This is a genomic window from Clostridium beijerinckii (assembly GCF_018223745.1).
Lineage (GTDB): Bacteria > Bacillota > Clostridia > Clostridiales > Clostridiaceae > Clostridium > Clostridium beijerinckii.
In genome coordinates, this window is sequence record NZ_CP073653.1 from 1336180 (window position 1) to 1354839 (window position 18660).

General features: G+C 30.8%; 16 protein-coding genes and 1 other annotated feature. All 16 genes read left to right on the top strand.

Annotated features, from left to right (window positions below; translation table 11 throughout):
• The first annotated feature begins 1 nt into the window (after window position 1).
• The gene (nifS, locus tag KEC93_RS06140; RefSeq protein WP_039772333.1) at window positions 2-1183 is read left to right on the top strand and encodes a cysteine desulfurase NifS; all 1182 of its coding nucleotides are present in this window, start codon (window positions 2-4) and stop codon (window positions 1181-1183) included.
• A gap of 1 nt (window position 1184) precedes the next feature.
• Window positions 1185-1622 (top strand): Fe-S cluster assembly scaffold protein NifU, encoded by a 438-nt coding sequence (gene nifU / locus KEC93_RS06145; RefSeq protein WP_011968440.1) that lies wholly within the window; start codon window positions 1185-1187, stop codon window positions 1620-1622.
• Window positions 1623-1633: 11 nt separating this feature from the next.
• Window positions 1634-2710: a tRNA 2-thiouridine(34) synthase MnmA gene (mnmA, locus tag KEC93_RS06150; protein ID WP_077868350.1), complete on the top strand. Its 1077-nt coding sequence runs from the start codon at window positions 1634-1636 to the stop codon at window positions 2708-2710.
• 385 nt (window positions 2711-3095) lie between these two features.
• Window positions 3096-3407 carry a hypothetical protein gene (locus tag KEC93_RS06155; RefSeq protein WP_241394019.1) on the top strand — a complete coding sequence of 104 codons (312 nt, stop codon included), beginning with the start codon at window positions 3096-3098 and terminating at the stop codon, window positions 3405-3407.
• 603 nt (window positions 3408-4010) lie between these two features.
• Entirely contained in the window at window positions 4011-4511 is a 501-nt protein-coding gene (locus tag KEC93_RS06160) for a PRC-barrel domain-containing protein (protein ID WP_011968443.1), read from the top strand.
• The gene (locus tag KEC93_RS06165; protein ID WP_077868351.1) at window positions 4492-5520 is read left to right on the top strand and encodes an AI-2E family transporter; all 1029 of its coding nucleotides are present in this window, start codon (window positions 4492-4494) and stop codon (window positions 5518-5520) included. Before KEC93_RS06160 ends, KEC93_RS06165 begins: the two co-directional genes overlap by 20 nt.
• A gap of 431 nt (window positions 5521-5951) precedes the next feature.
• Window positions 5952-6130, top strand: a binding site (T-box leader).
• Between the two features lie 399 nt (window positions 6131-6529).
• Window positions 6530-9169 (top strand): alanine--tRNA ligase, encoded by a 2640-nt coding sequence (alaS, locus tag KEC93_RS06170; RefSeq protein WP_077868352.1) that lies wholly within the window; start codon window positions 6530-6532, stop codon window positions 9167-9169.
• Window positions 9170-9305: 136 nt separating this feature from the next.
• Window positions 9306-9563 (top strand): IreB family regulatory phosphoprotein, encoded by a 258-nt coding sequence (locus KEC93_RS06175; RefSeq protein ID WP_008424959.1) that lies wholly within the window; start codon window positions 9306-9308, stop codon window positions 9561-9563.
• 108 nt (window positions 9564-9671) lie between these two features.
• Window positions 9672-10088: a Holliday junction resolvase RuvX gene (ruvX, locus tag KEC93_RS06180; RefSeq protein ID WP_011968446.1), complete on the top strand. Its 417-nt coding sequence runs from the start codon at window positions 9672-9674 to the stop codon at window positions 10086-10088.
• A 207-nt stretch (window positions 10089-10295) separates the two neighbouring features.
• On the top strand, window positions 10296-10574 hold the full coding sequence (locus KEC93_RS06185) for a DUF1292 domain-containing protein (protein WP_017210790.1): 279 nt from the start codon (window positions 10296-10298) through the stop codon (window positions 10572-10574).
• 85 nt (window positions 10575-10659) lie between these two features.
• Window positions 10660-11124: a Fur family transcriptional regulator gene (locus tag KEC93_RS06190; RefSeq protein WP_011968448.1), complete on the top strand. Its 465-nt coding sequence runs from the start codon at window positions 10660-10662 to the stop codon at window positions 11122-11124.
• A gap of 363 nt (window positions 11125-11487) precedes the next feature.
• On the top strand, window positions 11488-13155 hold the full coding sequence (locus KEC93_RS06195; protein WP_011968449.1) for a ribonuclease J: 1668 nt from the start codon (window positions 11488-11490) through the stop codon (window positions 13153-13155).
• A gap of 399 nt (window positions 13156-13554) precedes the next feature.
• Complete coding sequence (gene typA, locus KEC93_RS06200) at window positions 13555-15381, top strand: translational GTPase TypA (protein ID WP_039772323.1); 1827 nt, start codon at window positions 13555-13557, stop codon at window positions 15379-15381.
• Window positions 15382-15489: 108 nt separating this feature from the next.
• Window positions 15490-16515 (top strand): endolytic transglycosylase MltG, encoded by a 1026-nt coding sequence (gene mltG / locus KEC93_RS06205; RefSeq protein ID WP_077868353.1) that lies wholly within the window; start codon window positions 15490-15492, stop codon window positions 16513-16515.
• A 99-nt stretch (window positions 16516-16614) separates the two neighbouring features.
• Window positions 16615-17259, top strand: coding sequence for an O-methyltransferase (locus tag KEC93_RS06210; RefSeq protein ID WP_011968452.1), 645 nt, complete (start codon window positions 16615-16617; stop codon window positions 17257-17259).
• A gap of 6 nt (window positions 17260-17265) precedes the next feature.
• Window positions 17266-18486, top strand: coding sequence for a peptidase U32 family protein (locus KEC93_RS06215; protein WP_011968453.1), 1221 nt, complete (start codon window positions 17266-17268; stop codon window positions 18484-18486).
• The last annotated feature ends 174 nt before the right edge of the window (window positions 18487-18660 follow it).

Here is an 18660-nt window from a genome sequence, read left to right on the forward strand (position 1 = left end):
TATGAAGAACGTATATATGGATTATTCAGCTACAACTTATGTAAAGCCAGAAGTATTAGAAGAAATGCTTCCTTATTTTACTGAAAAGTTTGGTAACCCATCTTCATTTTATGGAATATCAAGAGAAACAAAAAGAGCTATAGATAAGGCAAGAGAACAGATAGCAGAGGCGTTAAACTGTTTACCTGATGAAGTGTATTTTACAGGTGGCGGATCAGAGGCTGATAACTGGGCTATAAAAGGTATTGCATCAGCTCATAAGAATAAAGGAAACCATATAATAACAACTAAGATTGAGCATCATGCAGTTCTTCATACTTGTGAATACTTAGAGAAGAATGGCTTTGATGTTACATATTTAGATGTTGATGAAGAAGGTTTCATAAATTTAGATGACTTAAGAAATGCTATAACTGATAAGACAATTTTAGTAAGTATTATGTTTGCTAATAATGAAATAGGAACAATTCAACCTATAAAAGAAATTGGAGAAATCTGTAGAGAAAAGAAAGTTTTCTTCCATACAGATGCAGTTCAGGCTGTTGGAAATGTTCCTGTTGATGTTAAAGAAATGAATATAGATATGTTATCACTTGCAGGTCATAAGATTTATGGACCAAAAGGTATTGGAGTTCTTTATATAAAGAAGGGAATTAAAATTGATAATTTAATTCACGGTGGAGCTCAAGAAAAGAATAGAAGAGCAGGTACAGAAAATATTGCTTCTATCGTTGGACTTGGTAAAGCTCTTGAACTTGCTACTAATAATTTAGAAGAGCATATGAAAAGATTAACTGCGTTAAGAGAAAAATTAATAGCTGGTTTACTTGAAGTTCCATACACTAAATTAAATGGACCAAGAGGAGATAAGAGACTTCCTGGAAATGTTAATGTATGTTTTAGATTTATTGAAGGTGAATCGATTTTATTATCATTAGATTTTAAAGGGGTTTGTGCATCAAGCGGTAGTGCTTGTACTTCAGGTTCTTTAGATCCATCACATGTATTACTTGCAATCGGGCTTCCTCATGAAATTGCTCACGGATCATTAAGACTTAGTATGGGTGAAGGTTCAACAGAAGAAGATGTAGATTATGTTCTTGAAGTTGTACCACCAATTATTGAAAGATTAAGAAATATGTCACCATTATGGGATGACTTTTTAAAGAAAGGGGAAAATTAATATGATATACAGTGAAAAAGTAATGGAACATTTCCAAAATCCAAGAAACGTTGGAGAAATAGTAGATGCAAATGGTGTAGGTGAAGTTGGAAACGCTAAGTGTGGAGACATAATGAAAATCTACTTAAAAGTTGAAGATAATATCATTAAAGATGTTAAATTTAAGACTTTTGGATGTGGATCAGCTATTGCTTCATCATCAATGGCTACAGAATTAATTAAAGGGAAAACATTAGATGAAGCTTGGGAATTAACTAACAAAGCAGTTGCAGAAGCTTTAGATGGTCTTCCACCAGTAAAAATGCATTGTTCAGTTCTTGCAGAAGAAGCAATTCATAAAGCTATAAATGATTACAGAGCAAAAAATGGATTAGAAGTAATACCTATGGAAGAACATAGTGATGAAGATCTACATGCTGCTGTACATGGAGAAGAGTAATAGGTGAATTTATGAAGAAAAAAGTTTTAGTAGGTATGAGTGGTGGTGTAGATAGTTCTGTTGCTGCATATTTATTAAAACAGCAGGGATATGACGTCATTGGTGCTACAATGCAGATTTGGCAGCACGATGAGGAATTTGAAGAAAGGGAAGGGGGCTGCTGCTCCCTTTCTGCTGTTGATGATGCAAGAAGAGTATGCGACAAACTTGATATACCATTTTATGTTTTGAATTTTAGAGATTATTTTAAGGAAAAAGTTATTGATAAATTTGTTCAAGAATACATAGACGGAAAAACTCCAAACCCTTGTATTGAATGTAATAAACATTTAAAGTTTGATGAACTTTTAAGAAGAGCAAGAGGTATAGGGGCAGATTATGTTGCTACTGGTCATTATGCTAAAATTGAAAAGCGAGATGATAGATATCTTTTAATCAGATCTGATGATGATAGAAAAGATCAAACGTATGCTTTATATAATTTTACTCAAGATCAGTTAGAACATACATTAATGCCTTGTGGAGATTATGAAAAGACAAAAATAAGAGAAATAGCGAAAGAAATTGGTCTTGCTGTTCATAATAAAAAGGATAGTGAAGAAATATGTTTCATTTCTGATAATAATCATGGGAAATATATTTCAGAAGCAGAACCAAATAGGGTTAAACCAGGTAACTTTGTCGATAAGAGTGGTAATATACTAGGTAAGCATAAAGGAATTGTATATTATACTATTGGACAAAGAAAAGGACTTGGACTTTCACTTGGAAGGCCAGTATTTGTAACAAATATAAATGCTAAAACCAACGAAGTTGTACTAGGTTCTGAAGATGATATCTTCAAAACAGAATTAATTGCAACTGATGTGAATTTTATTCCTTTTGATAAACTAGAAAAAGAAATAGAAGTTACAGCGAAAATCAGATATTCTGCAAAACCGGCAGAAGCGACTTTAATACCACTTCCAAATGGTAGGGTGAAAGTTATCTTTAAGGAAAAACAAAGGGCAATAACTAAAGGTCAGTCAGTTGTATTTTATGATGATGAAATAGTAGTTGGCGGCGGAATAATAGAAAGTATAATCTAAAGAGTTATTGTAATTTAAATATTTTTAAAACTGAGAGTGCGTAAGTGCTCTCGTTTTTTGTTTGTTTGTTTTGGTTTGAGGTTGCAGAATATTTCAATATGCAAGTAGCAGAGGAGTGTTATAGACAGTAAAAAGCTTTATAGGTTCAGAGCAAGCTGCGCGTTTTACGAGAGGATTAACTATGTGATTTAGAATTAAAAAGAACTTTGTGAGTAATTGTCCTGATTTGATAATTGATAGAAATAATACTAAAAAGTTAGTATAAATAAACAATATATGTGAATATGAATTATCAGCTAGAAGGAATAAAATATTTGCCTATATTTTACATAATAGTATTAACTTATGAAGATATACTTGATATAATATTTTTGGAAGTAAAAAATTGGAAGGTGATTTTTTGAATATCTTCAAGGCGTTAAAAAGATACGATGAACATGGCTTTAATTCTAAAGGATTTCATAAAAATGGCACGAAGTATGATGAGTATGGATTTGGTAAAAGAGGAATGCATAGAAATGGGACATATTATAACGAGGAAGGGTATGATAGAGAAGGATACGACAAAAAAGGATATGATAGAAATGGATTTAATAGTGCAGGTTTTGATAAAGAAGGATATAACAAAAATGGATATAACATATTAGGATACGACAGAGGTGGTGAATACTTAGAAGTAAGATATAAGTGGAAGTGATTGGAGTAAATCTAAATAATAAGAGGGTAATGTCATGAAGCGAATAAAAAGCTGCATTTCTAAATCGGCATTTAGAATGAACATTTTATACTTACATTAATTTTTCTAATAACTGATAATGGTAGTGTCTCTTTTATTAAAGTTAAAGAAAACGGTTGTATATTATTGAATAGATTCACCTAAATTCTAAGGATATTAAAATTTTGTCTCAAAAATTTTAGTTGATGAAATTAAGTACTTACTAAATAGTAGGTACTATTTTTATTCTCTAGTACTGCTCATGAAGACAAAGTATCCACAATGTATGATGATGAAAGTATTGGTATTTTCGTAGGAGCTCGCCCATAGAGGCAAAGGCTTCATAATTAAACATATTCGTCTACGATTTTTTAAGTGTAAAATTATTGTGCGGTAAAATTATACATGTGAGCATATTAATATGAATAATTTTCCTCTTGTTGGAGACTATATCAAATGAACTAGATTTAGTTTATTAACTATATTACTTATTTTAGAGAATATAGGGGGAACACTACAGTATATAGTGTATAGACATAAACAGGCATAAGGACTTTCTATTAAAAATTATTTTGGAGGTGCACAATGTTTAAAACTAGAGACTTCTATTTCAAGAAAGTTTATAACATTAAAGGCAAAAAGATTGGCATTATAGAAGACTTATACATAGATTTCTTTTGGGGAAAGATTGTAGGATTTAAGGTATCCAATAGCCATCTGTTCTCTAAAAATAACTATATAGACATGGAAGATGTTATAGATATAGGTGAAGATGTAATAATAGAAAATATAAAAAAAGGTGAGGGACTTACATTTAAAGAGATTAAGTATATGGAAGTTATTGATACATTGGGGAATGTTAAAGGAGTTCTAGAGGATATTATAATAGATATACAAGATTATTCAATTAAAGCAATAGTTATAAGCTCAGGGTTAGTAGATAAAATGATAAAGGGTAAGCAAATTATTCTATTAAATAGATGCATCCTCGGAGAGGAATATATATTATATACAGGAAATGAGGGAGTTATGTTTAAAACTTTACCTCATAATATGGATAGGCACAATGCAATTAAGAAAGCATAAAAAAGCAATTCTTCTAGGTATAACCCTATTATGCTTTATTAGCTTAATATTAGCTTACATTTTTAACAAATCAATAAATTCAATAATAAATATTATTGTAGCATCTTTTATTTTAGCTTATACTTTGACTCCTATTAGGGATGGATTTGAGGCAAAATTTAGAATAAGCAAGAAAATATCCTCAATAGTGGTTATATTAATAATTATAGGTATCATAACTGCATGTATAATTGTTATAGTTCCTACGCTATTTAATGAGATATCCAATATCAGTAATATATTTGATAACGTAAGCAACTTACTTGAAGGAATGTTAAAGAAAAATAACTTGGATGACTTTTCTACCACTAATGTAATTTATAATGAAATTTTAGAAAAAGGAAATGTTTTTTGGACAAATTTTTCAGAAAATGCAGTGGAAAATTTAATGAGCATTGGAGATAATGCAATGTCACTAGCAATAATACCTATTATGGTTTATTACTTTCTTTGCGATGGTAATAAAATATATAGTAAAATGCTGTTGCTATTGCCAACTTCTAAAAGAGGGCTTACTAAAAAAATATTAAGCGATATTGATAGAGTATTAACAAGATATATAACAAGTCAATTGATGCTTTCGGGATTGATAGGCGGATTAACATTGATATTGTTATTATTATTGAAAGTAAAATTTCCTTTATGGATTTCTATATTGAATGCAATTTTAAACATAATACCTTATTTTGGACCAATTTTTGGTGCAGTTCCGGCGGTAATAGTTGCACTTTTAGATTCTCCAATAAAGGCATTTTGGGTAATTGTGGGTATGTTCATAATTCAACAGCTTGAGGGCGATATTTTATCTCCGAAAATAACAGGGGACAGCACAGAAATGCATCCATTTGTTATAATAATTTTATTACTTATAGGAGATAAATTTGGCGGATTTGTTGGGATGGTTTTAGTAGTGCCAATAGCTGTTATTATAAAAGTTTTATATGATGATATAAATTACTATCTGTTCTAGATTTTATAGATAAAAAACTTAAAGATTGGACTTATTAGATGAACATTTTACAAAGTTACTAAAACCTTAAGTTCGTATCTGCACTAGAAATCATAAATATATTTATAACCACAAGGGCAATAATATGAAGAAAACATTTGAAAATGAGCTGTTAAAGGTACTTAAGCAGAAAACCCAAAAAGTGATGCTCCGAATTTTATATTTGGTTAGCAGAATTTTCACACAGTGCAACTTTATAGCCTTAGAATCACCCATCATAATTACCTAGAAACTGGAACAAAAGTATATTATTCATTTCGGTGAGTTATACACATAAGTATAGATTATAGTTGGGTTATCTATAAAAAAGCTTATGCATTAGGGGTGTACAAATAAAGTTGAATATTGACATAATTATCTATATGAAATATAATTTTGATGAAATAATTAAATATTAAGCGATGAATAGGATAAGTAAATTTATCATAGTCATTTCAGAGAAAAAGTGGTTGGTGAAAACTTTTGGCTATATATTTTGAAGCTACCTAGGAGCTATAAATTACTAAGTGATGTATGATTATATCATACATAATTAGGGTGGTACCGCGGAATTCCAGCTTTCGTCCCTATATCTATTTGGGGAGAGGGCTTTTTTTATTTGGTAAATTATACACCTATAAAAAGAGCAGCTATGCTGCAATTAGGATCTTTTCGCATTTGAAAAAGGCAGCTATGCTGCAAATAATAACTTTTCACCTATAAAAAGAGCAGCTATGCTGCAAATAATAACTTTTCGCCTATAAAAAAGAGCAGCTATGCACTACTGAAAAGAGCAGCTACGCTGCAATACGGAACTTTTCTGCAATTAGGATCTTTTCGCCTATAAAAAGAGCAGTGGTTCTGCAATTAATAACTTGTCACAAATAATTATGAAATCTTAAATCTTCATAAGAAGATTATAAACAATAAAAAGATATTCACAATGGATATCGGAGTCAACTGTTAACTGAAAAAAATGGAGGAATAGTTTATGAAATTTATGAAAACCAATGACTTAAGAGAAGCATACTTGAAATTTTTTGAAAGTAAAGATCATCTAAGAATGGATAGCTTTTCTTTGGTTCCAAAGAACGATAAAAGTTTATTATTAATAAATGCAGGAATGGCTCCGTTGAAGCCTTATTTTACTGGATTACAAGAGCCACCAAAGAGAAGAATTACAACTTGTCAAAAATGTATTAGAACAGGGGATATCGAAAACGTAGGTATTACAAGTAGACATGGTACTTTCTTTGAGATGCTTGGAAACTTTTCTTTTGCAGATTATTTCAAGAAAGAAATAATTCCTTGGGCTTGGGAATTTATCACAGAAGTGTTGGAACTTCCTAAAGATAGATTATATGTAACTATATATTTAGATGATGATGAAGCATATGAATATTGGACTACACTTACAGATGTAGATAAAACTCATATATTTAGATTAGGCAAAGAAGATAATTTCTGGGAACATGGTGCAGGTCCATGCGGTCCTTGTACAGAAATTCATTTTAATAGATCAGAGGAAATACCAACTAACGCTGATGAGTTCGTTAAATTAGCAGATGAAGATAAGATAATAGAATTCTGGAACCTTGTTTTCACTCAATTTGATGGTGATGGAAAAGGAAATTATGAAAAACTTGCTAATACTAACATTGATACAGGTATGGGACTTGAAAGACTTGCAACTATAATGCAAGAGAAGAATAGTATTTTTGAAATTGATACATTAGAAAATATTTTAAGTGAAGTTGCAAAATTAGCTAATGTTAAATATGGAGAAAATCAAAAAACAGATATATCTTTAAGATTAATAACTGACCATATTAGATCGATAACTTTCATGATTTCAGATGATGTTATGCCATCAAATGAAGGTAGAGGGTATGTTTTAAGAAGACTTCTTAGAAGAGCAGCAAGACATGGGAAAACTTTAGGGATTAAAGAAGCATTCCTTTGTAACTTATGCGATACTGTTATAAGAGATTCAAGTGAAGCTTATCCAGAACTAAATAGCAAAAAAGAATATATTAAAAAAGTAATTAAAATAGAAGAAGATAAATTTAGAGAAACTTTAGATTCAGGAATGGAAATATTAAATGGATTTATAAGTGAACTAAAAGCAAAGAATGAAAAAGTTCTTAGTGGTGTAGATGGATTTAAATTATATGATACATTTGGTTTTCCGATGGAACTTACAAAAGAAATATTAGAAGATGAAGGCTTATCATTAGATGAAGATGCTTTCCACGAAGAAATGAAAGTTCAAAGAGAAAGAGCTAGAAGTGCAAGAAAAGTTTCTAATTACATGGGAACTGATGTTAAAACATTAGATATTATACCAGGAGAAATCGAAACTGTTTTTGATGGATATGACAATGATACTTTAAATGCAGAAGTTAAAGTGTTAATTGAAGGTGAAGACTTTACAGATGCTATAACAGAAGGAAATAAAGCTATTATAGTTACTGATGTTACTCCTTTATACGCTGAAATGGGTGGTCAAATAGGAGATACAGGTGTAATATTTAATGATGGTTTTAAAGCTAATGTGCTTGATACTAAAAAGAACATAGGTGGAAAAATAGTTCATTTTGTTGAAGTTGTATCAGGAGAACTTAAAGTGGGAGATACAGTTACTATAGAAGTGGATAAAGTTAGACGTGAAAATATTAAGAAGAACCACACTGCAACTCACCTTTTAGATAAAGCTTTAACTGAGGTTCTTGGATCACATGTTCATCAAGCTGGATCATATGTAAGTCATGATAGACTTAGATTTGACTTTTCTCACTTTGAAGCTATGACAGAGGAAGAAATAAGTAGGGTTGAAGATTTAGTAAATGAAGCAGTTACAAGTGTTACACCAGTTGTTACAGAAGTTATGGATCTTCAAGAAGCAAAAAATAGTGGAGCTATAGGTATATTTGATGATAAATATGCTGATAAAGTTAGAGTTGTAAGTGCAGGGGAATACTCTAAAGAATTATGTGGTGGAACACATATAGATAACACAGGAAAGATTGGTTTATTCAAAATTATATCTGAAAGTGGTATTGCTGCAGGAACAAGAAGAATTGAAGCTGTAATAGGAAAAGAAGCTTATAAGATAGTAAATGAAAAGAAAGATTTATTAAAAGAAATTTCAACTAAGCTTAAATGCTCAGAAAAAGAATTATTAGCTAAACTTGAGCAACAAGTTAAGGAGCTTAAGGAAAAAGATAAAGAAATAACAGCTCTAAAATCTAAATTCGCATCAATGGGAATAGATGATATAGTATCTTCTTCAAGAAACGTTAAGGATATAAATGTAATTTCTTATGAATTAAAAGACGTTGATAGTGATACTTTAAGAGATGTATGCGAAAAGGTAAGAGATAAAGCTCCAAATAGCATAGTTTTACTTATGAGTGCAAATGCTGGAAAAGTTATTATTTGTGCTATGGCAACTAAAGATGCAGTAGCTAAAGGTGCTCATTGCGGAAAGTTAATAAAAGAAATATCTTCTATGCTTGGCGGCGGTGGCGGCGGAAGACCAGACATGGCTCAAGCAGGTGGAAAGATGCCAGAAAAGATACAAGAGGCGATTGAAGAATCATATAAAATAGTGGAAACTTTAGCAAAGTAGTATACTTTTTATAAAAAATAGGTTATAATCTAATTATAGTTAGTGAATAAATTTAAAAAATAAAGTTAATAATAAATATGGATATCGTTTCCTTATAAAATGATTAAGGGGGTGAGTTGCTTTAAGTAGCAATTTTATGAGTAATAATATTGAACATACAATGCAATTTGATTTAAGTAAGAATAAAGAAGCTCTTACAAAAACAATATTAACAGAGGTTTATAATTCATTACAGGAAAAAGGATATAATCCTATAAATCAATTAGTTGGATATTTGATTTCAGGAGACCCTACTTACATCACTAATTACAACGGAGCAAGAGCTTTAGTAAGAAAACTCGAGAGAGATGACATACTAGAAGAAGTTATAAAATCTTATTTAGAGATAAAGTAGAGAGTGCCCGTTTATAACGGGCACTTTTAATTTTAGTATATGAAAGAAAGCGTGATATCGAGATTTTCTTGATATTTGATGCTTATATGTTGTGAGAGGTGCTGTAATTTGAGGATACTTGGATTAGATTTGGGTTCAAAGACTATTGGAGTGGCAGTAAGTGATCCGCTAGGATTCACTGCTCAAGGCCTGACTACAGTTAGAAGAACTAATAAAGAAAAAGATATAGCGGAAATAAAAAAGTTTTGCGATGAATATGATGCAAAGGTTATTGTAATTGGATTACCCAAGAATATGAACGGAACAATAGGACCATCTGGAGAGATTGCGATGGCTTTTGGAAAGGTTATAGAAGAAGAACTTAATGTAGAAGTGAAATTCTGGGATGAACGTTTAACTACTGTTGCAGCACATAAAGCAATGCTTGAAGCTGATTTGTCAAGGAATAAGAGGAAGAAGATAGTAGATAAAGTTGCATCAACTTACATACTTCAAGGATATTTAGATATGATTTCAAGAAAATAAATATCTGATGGAATAGGAAATTTTGAGGAGTATATGTATAAGATTAATTTCTTATACAATATGCTTTTATTAATAAATATATATTGCAAAAATAATCCTTATCATAATTCTAAAAAATCGCAAGAATTTTAATCGCGATTGTGAATTGTGAAATGTGCGTTGTGAATTGCAACATAAATAAAAATAAAATACAGAAGGGATACATTTATGGATAAGGAAGCAAAATATGTATATATACCTGATCAAGAAGGAAATGACGTTAAGTTTGAGGTTGTTATATACTTTGAAATAGAAAAATTAAAAGGCCAATATATTATTGCAACTCCTGCATTTGAAGAAACTGATGAAGCTTATGCTTTTAAGATATTCAAAGATGAGGATGGAAGCGATATATTTATAGCGTTAGAAGATGACGATGAAGAATTCGAAATGGTATTAGAAACTTATGAAACTCTTATGAATGAAGATGGTTTAATTGAGGAATAGTATACAATCTAGTAATATGATATTTTCTTTAATGTTTATTTAGAGAAAAATCAATTCATTTAATATGAAAAGTGAGGTGTCATGTATGGATGCATCAAATTTAATTGATATGAATGCCTTGAAGGAAGACTTGAAAAAAAAGGGTTATAAATTAACACCACAAAGAAGATCAATTGTTGATACTATTATTGAAAATGAAGGTCAACATTTAACAGCGGAAGAAATATATGATAGTGTAAAAAAAAGTTGTCCGGAAATTGGATTAGCAACAGTATATAGAACTATTCTTTTGTTAGAAGAATTAGGAGTAATATCAAGATTAGATCTAAATGATGGATGTAGTAGATATGAAATAGTGCATTCAAATGAAACGCACAGACATCATCATCTTATTTGTAATATCTGTCATAAGGTTTTGGAAGTTCAGGATGATTTATTAGAGGATTTAGAATCTGGAATTGAAAAGCAATATAAGTTTAAGATTTTAGACCATAGTTTAAAATTTTTTGGCGTATGTGATGAATGCCAAAAGAAGCTAAGTGATGAATAAAAGGACTTTTAATAGAAAATTAAAAATAAAATAAAGTCAAAAGTGTGCCAGATATTTTGCCGTGAATGAAGTAAGGATATGTATTTTACGGTTTATATATTTACTAAGAAAATGCATTTAGTGCCATGCTTAAAAGGGTATGGTATCAAATGGTAATTGTTATTAAGGTATATGTATTTAAAGTGAATTAATATGGCTAAACCTTATATGCTAAATAAAGCAATGTAGGCTTATAGATTGGAATGTAGATTAAGGTCGCCTATATTAATGTGAAATATATTGTCACATAGGACTTGTTATTTTTTAATGCTAAAGAAAGAACCTTTGTTTATAAATATAATATTAAGAAGAAGGAGGGGAAGTATGAAAAATGAAAGAGCGAAGATAAAGATAATTCCTCTTGGTGGTATAAACGAAATCGGAAAAAATATAACAGCTATAGAATATAAAGAAGATATTATTATTATAGACTGTGGACTAAAATTTCCGGATGATGATATGTTTGGAATAGATATTGTAATACCAGATGTTTCATATCTAATCAAAAATTCAGAGAAAATCAAGGGGATATTTTTAACTCACGGACATGAAGACCATATAGGAGCGTTGCCGTATGTACTTAGACAACTAAATGTTCCTGTTTATGGCACTAAGCTTACTCTTGGAATAGTTGAAACAAAACTAAAGGAACACGGTTTGTTAGCTTCAACAGAGTTAGTAAGAGTAAAGCCAAAGGATATAATTAAACTTGATAGTGTTTCAGTTGAATTTATAAAGACTAATCACTCAATTGCAGATTCAGTTGCAATTGCAGTTCATACACCACTTGGGGTAGTACTTCATACAGGAGATTTTAAGATTGATTACACACCAATTGATGGAGAAATGATGGATTTTGGAAGATTAGCTGAACTTGGAAGAAAGGGAGTTTTAGTATTAATGGCGGATTCAACAAATGTTGAAAGACCAGGATATACTATGACAGAAAAGGTTGTTGGCGAAACTTTCCTAAGACTTTTTGGTAAGGCTAAGGGTAGGTTAATAGTTGCAACATTTGCATCTAATGTTCACAGAATTCAGCAAATAATTACAGCTGCTGAAGCTTATGAAAAGAAGGTAGCAGTTTCAGGAAGAAGTATGGAGAATATTGTTCAAGTTGCAATAGAACTTGGATATCTCACAGTTGGAAAAGATGTACTTGTTCCAGTGGATCAAATTTCAAAATATCCAAACGAAAAAATTGTTGTAATAACAACTGGAAGCCAGGGGGAACCAATGTCTGCTCTTGCAAGAATGGCAGCATCGGAGCATAGAAAAATTAATGTAATTCCAGGCGATACAGTAATTATTTCAGCAACACCTATACCAGGTAATGAAAAATTTGTTTCAAAAGTTATAAATCAACTATTTAAAAAGGGTGCTCAAGTTATATATGATTCTCAGGAAAAGATTCACGTTTCAGGTCATGCATGTCAAGAAGAACTTAAACTAATGCAGGCTTTAGTTAAACCAAAATTCTTTGTGCCAGTTCATGGTGAATATAGACATTTAAAGAAGCATGGTGAATTAGCTATGGAAGTTGGACTTTCAGAAAAGAATTTATTAATACCTGAGAATGGTGATGTTATCGAAGTAGCAAGAAATTATATTAAAAAGAATGGTACTGTTGTTTCAGGGCAAGTGTTTGTTGATGGTCTCGGTGTTGGAGATGTCGGAAATATTGTCTTAAGAGATAGAAAACATCTTTCACAAGATGGTATATTAACAATAGTAGTTACAATAGAGAAACAAACTGGAAGGGTTGTATCCGGTCCAGATATAATTTCAAGGGGATTCGTCTATGTGAGAGAATCTGAAGGTCTTATGGATGAAGCAAGAGAAATTGTTAAATCTGTATTAAAGACTTGTGAAGAAAAACAGATTACTGACTGGGCTACATTAAAATCTAAGATGAGAGATCAACTTAGAGAGTATCTTTACGAAAAGACTAAGAGAAAACCTATGATATTGCCAATAATTATGGAGTTTTAGAAGTTTTTAGAAGTATGAAAGAAAATAGTGATTCTAAAACTGCAAAGAATATATTTTGTTATTGATAATTAAATTATGAATTAACTAAATATTAAATTGTTAAATATATATTCTTTGGAATAGGGTTGACTTTTTTTGATGAAAAGAGTAGAATTTATAATAGTTGTGTAGGAATTGGATACTTTAAGTATCCAATTTTCTTTTGGAGAAAAACAGTTATAGGTTTACATTTATACGTGAATAATTTTAATCGCAATTTATTTATAATAATAGTAATAATATATTAACAGTATGAAGTTATTTACAGTGTATACTTAAATTTTAACTAATTTATATACAAACTAAAGAGAAACTATAAAAGAAAAATTCGCAGCTTGCTTGCTGTTTGGAGGAATAATAATGGAATTAATTAAAAGAGAAGATATAAGAAATATTGCTATAATTGCCCACGTTGACCACGGTAAGACAACTTTAGTAGATGCTTTGTTAAAACAAAGCCATACATTTAGAGCTAATGAAAAAGTAGAAGAAAGAGTAATGGATTCTAATGACTTAGAAAAAGAAAGAGGAATTACAATTCTTTCAAAGAATACTGCAGTAATTTATAATGATATAAAAATAAATATAGTAGATACACCAGGGCATGCTGATTTCGGTGGAGAAGTTGAACGTGTACTTAAGATGGTTGATTCAGTTTTGCTTGTTGTTGACTCTTATGAAGGACCAATGCCACAAACTAAATTCGTTTTAAAGAAATCATTAGAATTAGGTTTAAAGCCAATAGTTATAATTAACAAAATAGATAAACCAAATGCTAGACCAACAGACGTTATTGATGAAGTATTTGATCTATTCGTAGAACTTGGAGCTAATGATGAACAATTAGATTTCCAAATTATTTATGCATCAGCTAGAGAAGGCTTTGCAAAATATAATGTAGATGATCAAAATAATGATATGACTCCTATATTTGATACAATATTAAAATATGTTGCACCACCAGAAGGATATATGGATGAACCACTTCAAATGCTTGTTAGTACACTAGATACAAATGCATTTGTTGGGAAAATTGCAATTGGTAAGATACATCGAGGTACAGTAAAGAGAAATCAAACAGTTGCTTTATTGAAGAATGATGGATCAAGCGCTAATTACAAAATAACTAGTATATTCACATACAAAGGATTAAAGAGAGAAGAAGCAGAAGAAGCTTCAATGGGAGATATAGTTGCAGTAAGTGGTGTTATTGATGCTAATATAGGTGATACTATAGCAGATTCATCATCGCCAGAAGCATTACCATTCCTTGAAATAGATGAACCTACTTTAAATATGAACTTTATGGTTAATGATTCACCATTTGCAGGTCAAGAAGGTGAGTTCGTAACATCAAGACATTTAAGAGATAGATTAATGAAAGAACTTGAAACAAATGTAAGTTTAAGAGTAAAAGAGCTTACTCCAGATTGTTTTGAAGTTTCAGGAAGAGGAGAACTTCACCTTTCAGTTCTTATTGAAACAATGAGAAGAGAAGGATATGAATTCCAAGTTTCAAAGGCAAATGTTATATTTAGAGAAGTAGATGGCCATAAGGAAGAACCAATTGAGTACTTAACAATTGATGTTCCAGAAGAATTTATGGGACCTGTTATGGAAAAGCTTGGACCAAGAAAAGCAGAAATGGTTAATATGACATCTGCAGTAAATGGATATACAAGATTAGAATTCACAGTTCCAGCTAGAGGACTTATTGGATTTAGAAGTGAATTAATGACTGATACAAAAGGTAATGGAATTATGAATCACGTATTCCATTCTTATGAAAAATACAAAGGTGATATTCCAGGAAGAAGCAGAGGATCAATAGTTTCATTTGAAGCAGGAGATTCAATAGCATATGGATTATATAGTGCTCAAGAAAGAGGCCAATTATTCATAGGTGCTGGTGTTCCTGTATATGGTGGTATGATTGTTGGGGTTTCTGCAAGAGCAGAGGATCTTGAAATTAATGTATGTAAAATGAAGAAACTTACTAATACAAGATCATCAGGTGCTGATGATGCATTAAAATTAACTCCACCAGTTGAAATGTCTCTTGAACAATGTTTAGAATTTATAAATGCTGATGAATTGGTAGAAGTTACACCAAAGAATATAAGAATGAGAAAAAGAGTATTGGATAGTGCTGAAAGAAGAAGAATGATTAGCAGAAACAAAAAATAATTTGCTGAAAATACTTTAACTATTAAATAAAATAAATATAATTAAAGTAAATGGTCTTTATTTGGCTATTTACTTTTAATTATATCTAGGAGAAAGTAGAAAAAGTTTATGAATAAATATAAATCTTTTAGAAAGCTAATACTGTTAATTATATTATTTTTATTTGTAATAACTCTGACGTTTGTAATATCTTATAGTAGTACCATAAGAAAACCATTAAAGTCGACTGAAGACTCAATTATAATTGAAGTCAAACAAGGCGAAGGTTTTTATGATATATTGGATAAGTTAGACAAAGAAAATAAATTGACCAATAAACTTCTTATTAAAGTAAATCTGGCTATAGATAAGAGAAAAGTAAATTTAACAGAAGGTATATATGAAATAAATACAAATTCATCCTTAGAAGAACTGATAAAATCTTTAGAAAATAAGGATGGGGATAAGGATTTGGTTAAATTAACTATACCAGAAGGTTATTCTATAGAAGATATTGCTAAAAGCGTAGAAGATAAAGGTATTTGTTCTAAAGACGAATTTATTAAAGACGTTAAAGATTATAAATTGCCTAGTTTCGTGAAAAATAATAATAAGAAGAGATATAATTTGGAAGGATATTTGTATCCTGATACATATTTAATAGAAAAAGGGTCAAATGCAAATGATGTAATTAAATCTATGTTAGATAGATTTGAAGATGTGCTGAAGCAGGCAGAAGATGAGACTAAAGTTGAAATAAGTGATGGAGATGTTGAAAAAATAGTTACTATAGCTTCCATGATAGAAAGAGAAGCAAGAGTGCCTGGTGATAGGCCATTAATATCATCAGTTATTTACAACAGATTAGAGAAAGATATGAAACTTCAAATAGATGCAGCAGTAATTTATGCATTGGGATATCACGTTGATGTGGTATTAAACAAGCATCTAGAAGTAGATTCTCCATATAATGTGTATAAGTATAAAGGCCTGCCAGTTGGTCCTATAGCAAATCCAGGTTTAGACTGCATTAAGGCAGCATTGCTTCCTGAAAAGACAGATTATTTATATTATATTATGAAAGATGATGGATCACATTATTTTACTAATAACTATGAAGATTTTTTAAATAAGAAAAAAGAGTTGGGATACTAACTGTAATGCACACAATGTACAATGCACAATCGATAGTTGTGAATTGATAATTTAAGTTGTTTTTTGTTTATCTATAATACAGATTTATGGAGGAAATTCATGAGCGAAATCACATATGACTATATGGAAGAATATATTAGAAGTTTAATTCCTGAGAGAGAAGGGACATTAAAGGAAATAGAAGCTTTTGCAAGAGCAAATGGGGTGCCTATTGTTCAAAAAGAAACAGGTGTATTTCTTGAATTCATGACTAGTATGAAGAAACCAAAAAGAATATTAGAACTTGGAACAGCAATAGGGTTTTCATCAATACTAATGTATCAAGCTGCGGGGACAGAACCAGAAATTGTTACAATAGAACGTGATGAAAAAATGATTGAACTTGCAAACATTAATTTAAAGAAATTTAATTTAGACCATAAGATCAAAATTGAAGAGGGCGATTGTTTAGAGATTTTAGAAAAATTAAATGAGCCTTTTGATTTGATTTTTATGGATGCAGGCAAAGGACATTACAACCACTTTTTGCCACACTGTTTGAGACTACTTAATCCAGATGGAGTAATAGTTGCTGATAATGTTTTATTTAGAGGTATGGTGGCATCACAAGAATTAGTTAAAAGAAGAAAAATTACAATAGTAAAGAGAATGAGGACTTATTTGGAATTAGTTACTCAAGATGAAAACTTAATTACATCTGTTATACCAATGGGAGATGGAATTGCAGTTACAAAGAGGAGGTAAATTAAAATGATAAGACCAGAAATTTTAGCACCAGCAGGAAATTTAGATAAACTTAAAATAGCAATAGATTTTGGTGCAGACGCTGTATATCTTGGCGGAAGCAAATTAAATCTAAGAGCATTTGCAGATAATTTTACTAATGAACAATTAAAGGAAGGCGTGGAATACGCTCATGATAGAAATCGAAAAGTTTATGTAACTATGAACGTTTTTCCTCATAATGCAGATTTAGGCGGAGTAGAAGATTATATAAAGGAATTATATGAAACAGGTGTTGATGCAATAATAGCATCAGATCCAGCAATAATTTCAGCAGCTAGAGAAGTTGCACCAAATTTAGAGATTCACTTAAGCACTCAAGCTAATAATGTTAACTGGAGAGCAGCTAAGTTTTGGTATGAACAAGGTGTTAAGAGAATAGTAATGGCTAGAGAGCTTAGCTTAACTGAGATAAAAGAAATGAGAGATAACTTGCCAGAGGAATGTGAGATCGAAGCATTTGTGCATGGTTCAATGTGTATAAGTTACTCAGGAAGATGTTTAATTTCTAATTATATGGTTGGGAGAGACGCTAATAGAGGGGCTTGTGCGCAAGCATGTAGATTTAAATATCATTTGGTAGAAGAAAAGAGACCAAATGAATTTTATCCAGTAGTTGAAGATGAGAATGGAACATACATAATGAATTCAAAAGACTTATGTATGATTGAACATATAGACGATGTTATAAAGGCTGGAGTATACTCTCTAAAAATCGAAGGACGAATGAAGAGTTTATATTACGTTGCAGCAGTAGTTAAATCATATAGGCAGGCAGTGGATGCATATATGAAAGATCCTGATAATTATAAATTCGATCCAAAGTGGATGGAAAATTTAAATAAAGTAAGTCACAGAGTATATCATACAGGTTTTTACTATGGCCAGAGTGGAGAGCAAGTATACGAAGATTCAGCGTATATAAGGCATGCAGATATAATAGGAATAGTAAGAGCATACGATGAAGAAACAAAAATAGCAACTATTGAACAAAAAAATAAAGTATTAAATGGTGATACAGTAGAAGTTTTAAGACCAGAAGGAGATAATTTCGAAGTTGTTCTTCATGATATGACAGAAGAAAACGGAACTCCAATAGAGTCGGCAAATAGAGCGAAAATGATATACAAAGTAAGAGTAGATATTCCTCTAAAAGAAAAAGATTTAATAGTTAAAGACAAAGAATAGTTTATTTAATGGGAGCTTGCTCAACTTTGACTTGTACGAATGAATAATTCGGAGCAAGCTAAAGTTGTTGTAAGCTTTTATTTTTAGCGCTTTCAGCGATATTTTCATAGCTTTTCGGAACAAAATATTTATGATTTCGGTAAGTTACCACATAAATTTAGCTTTAGAGCTGGA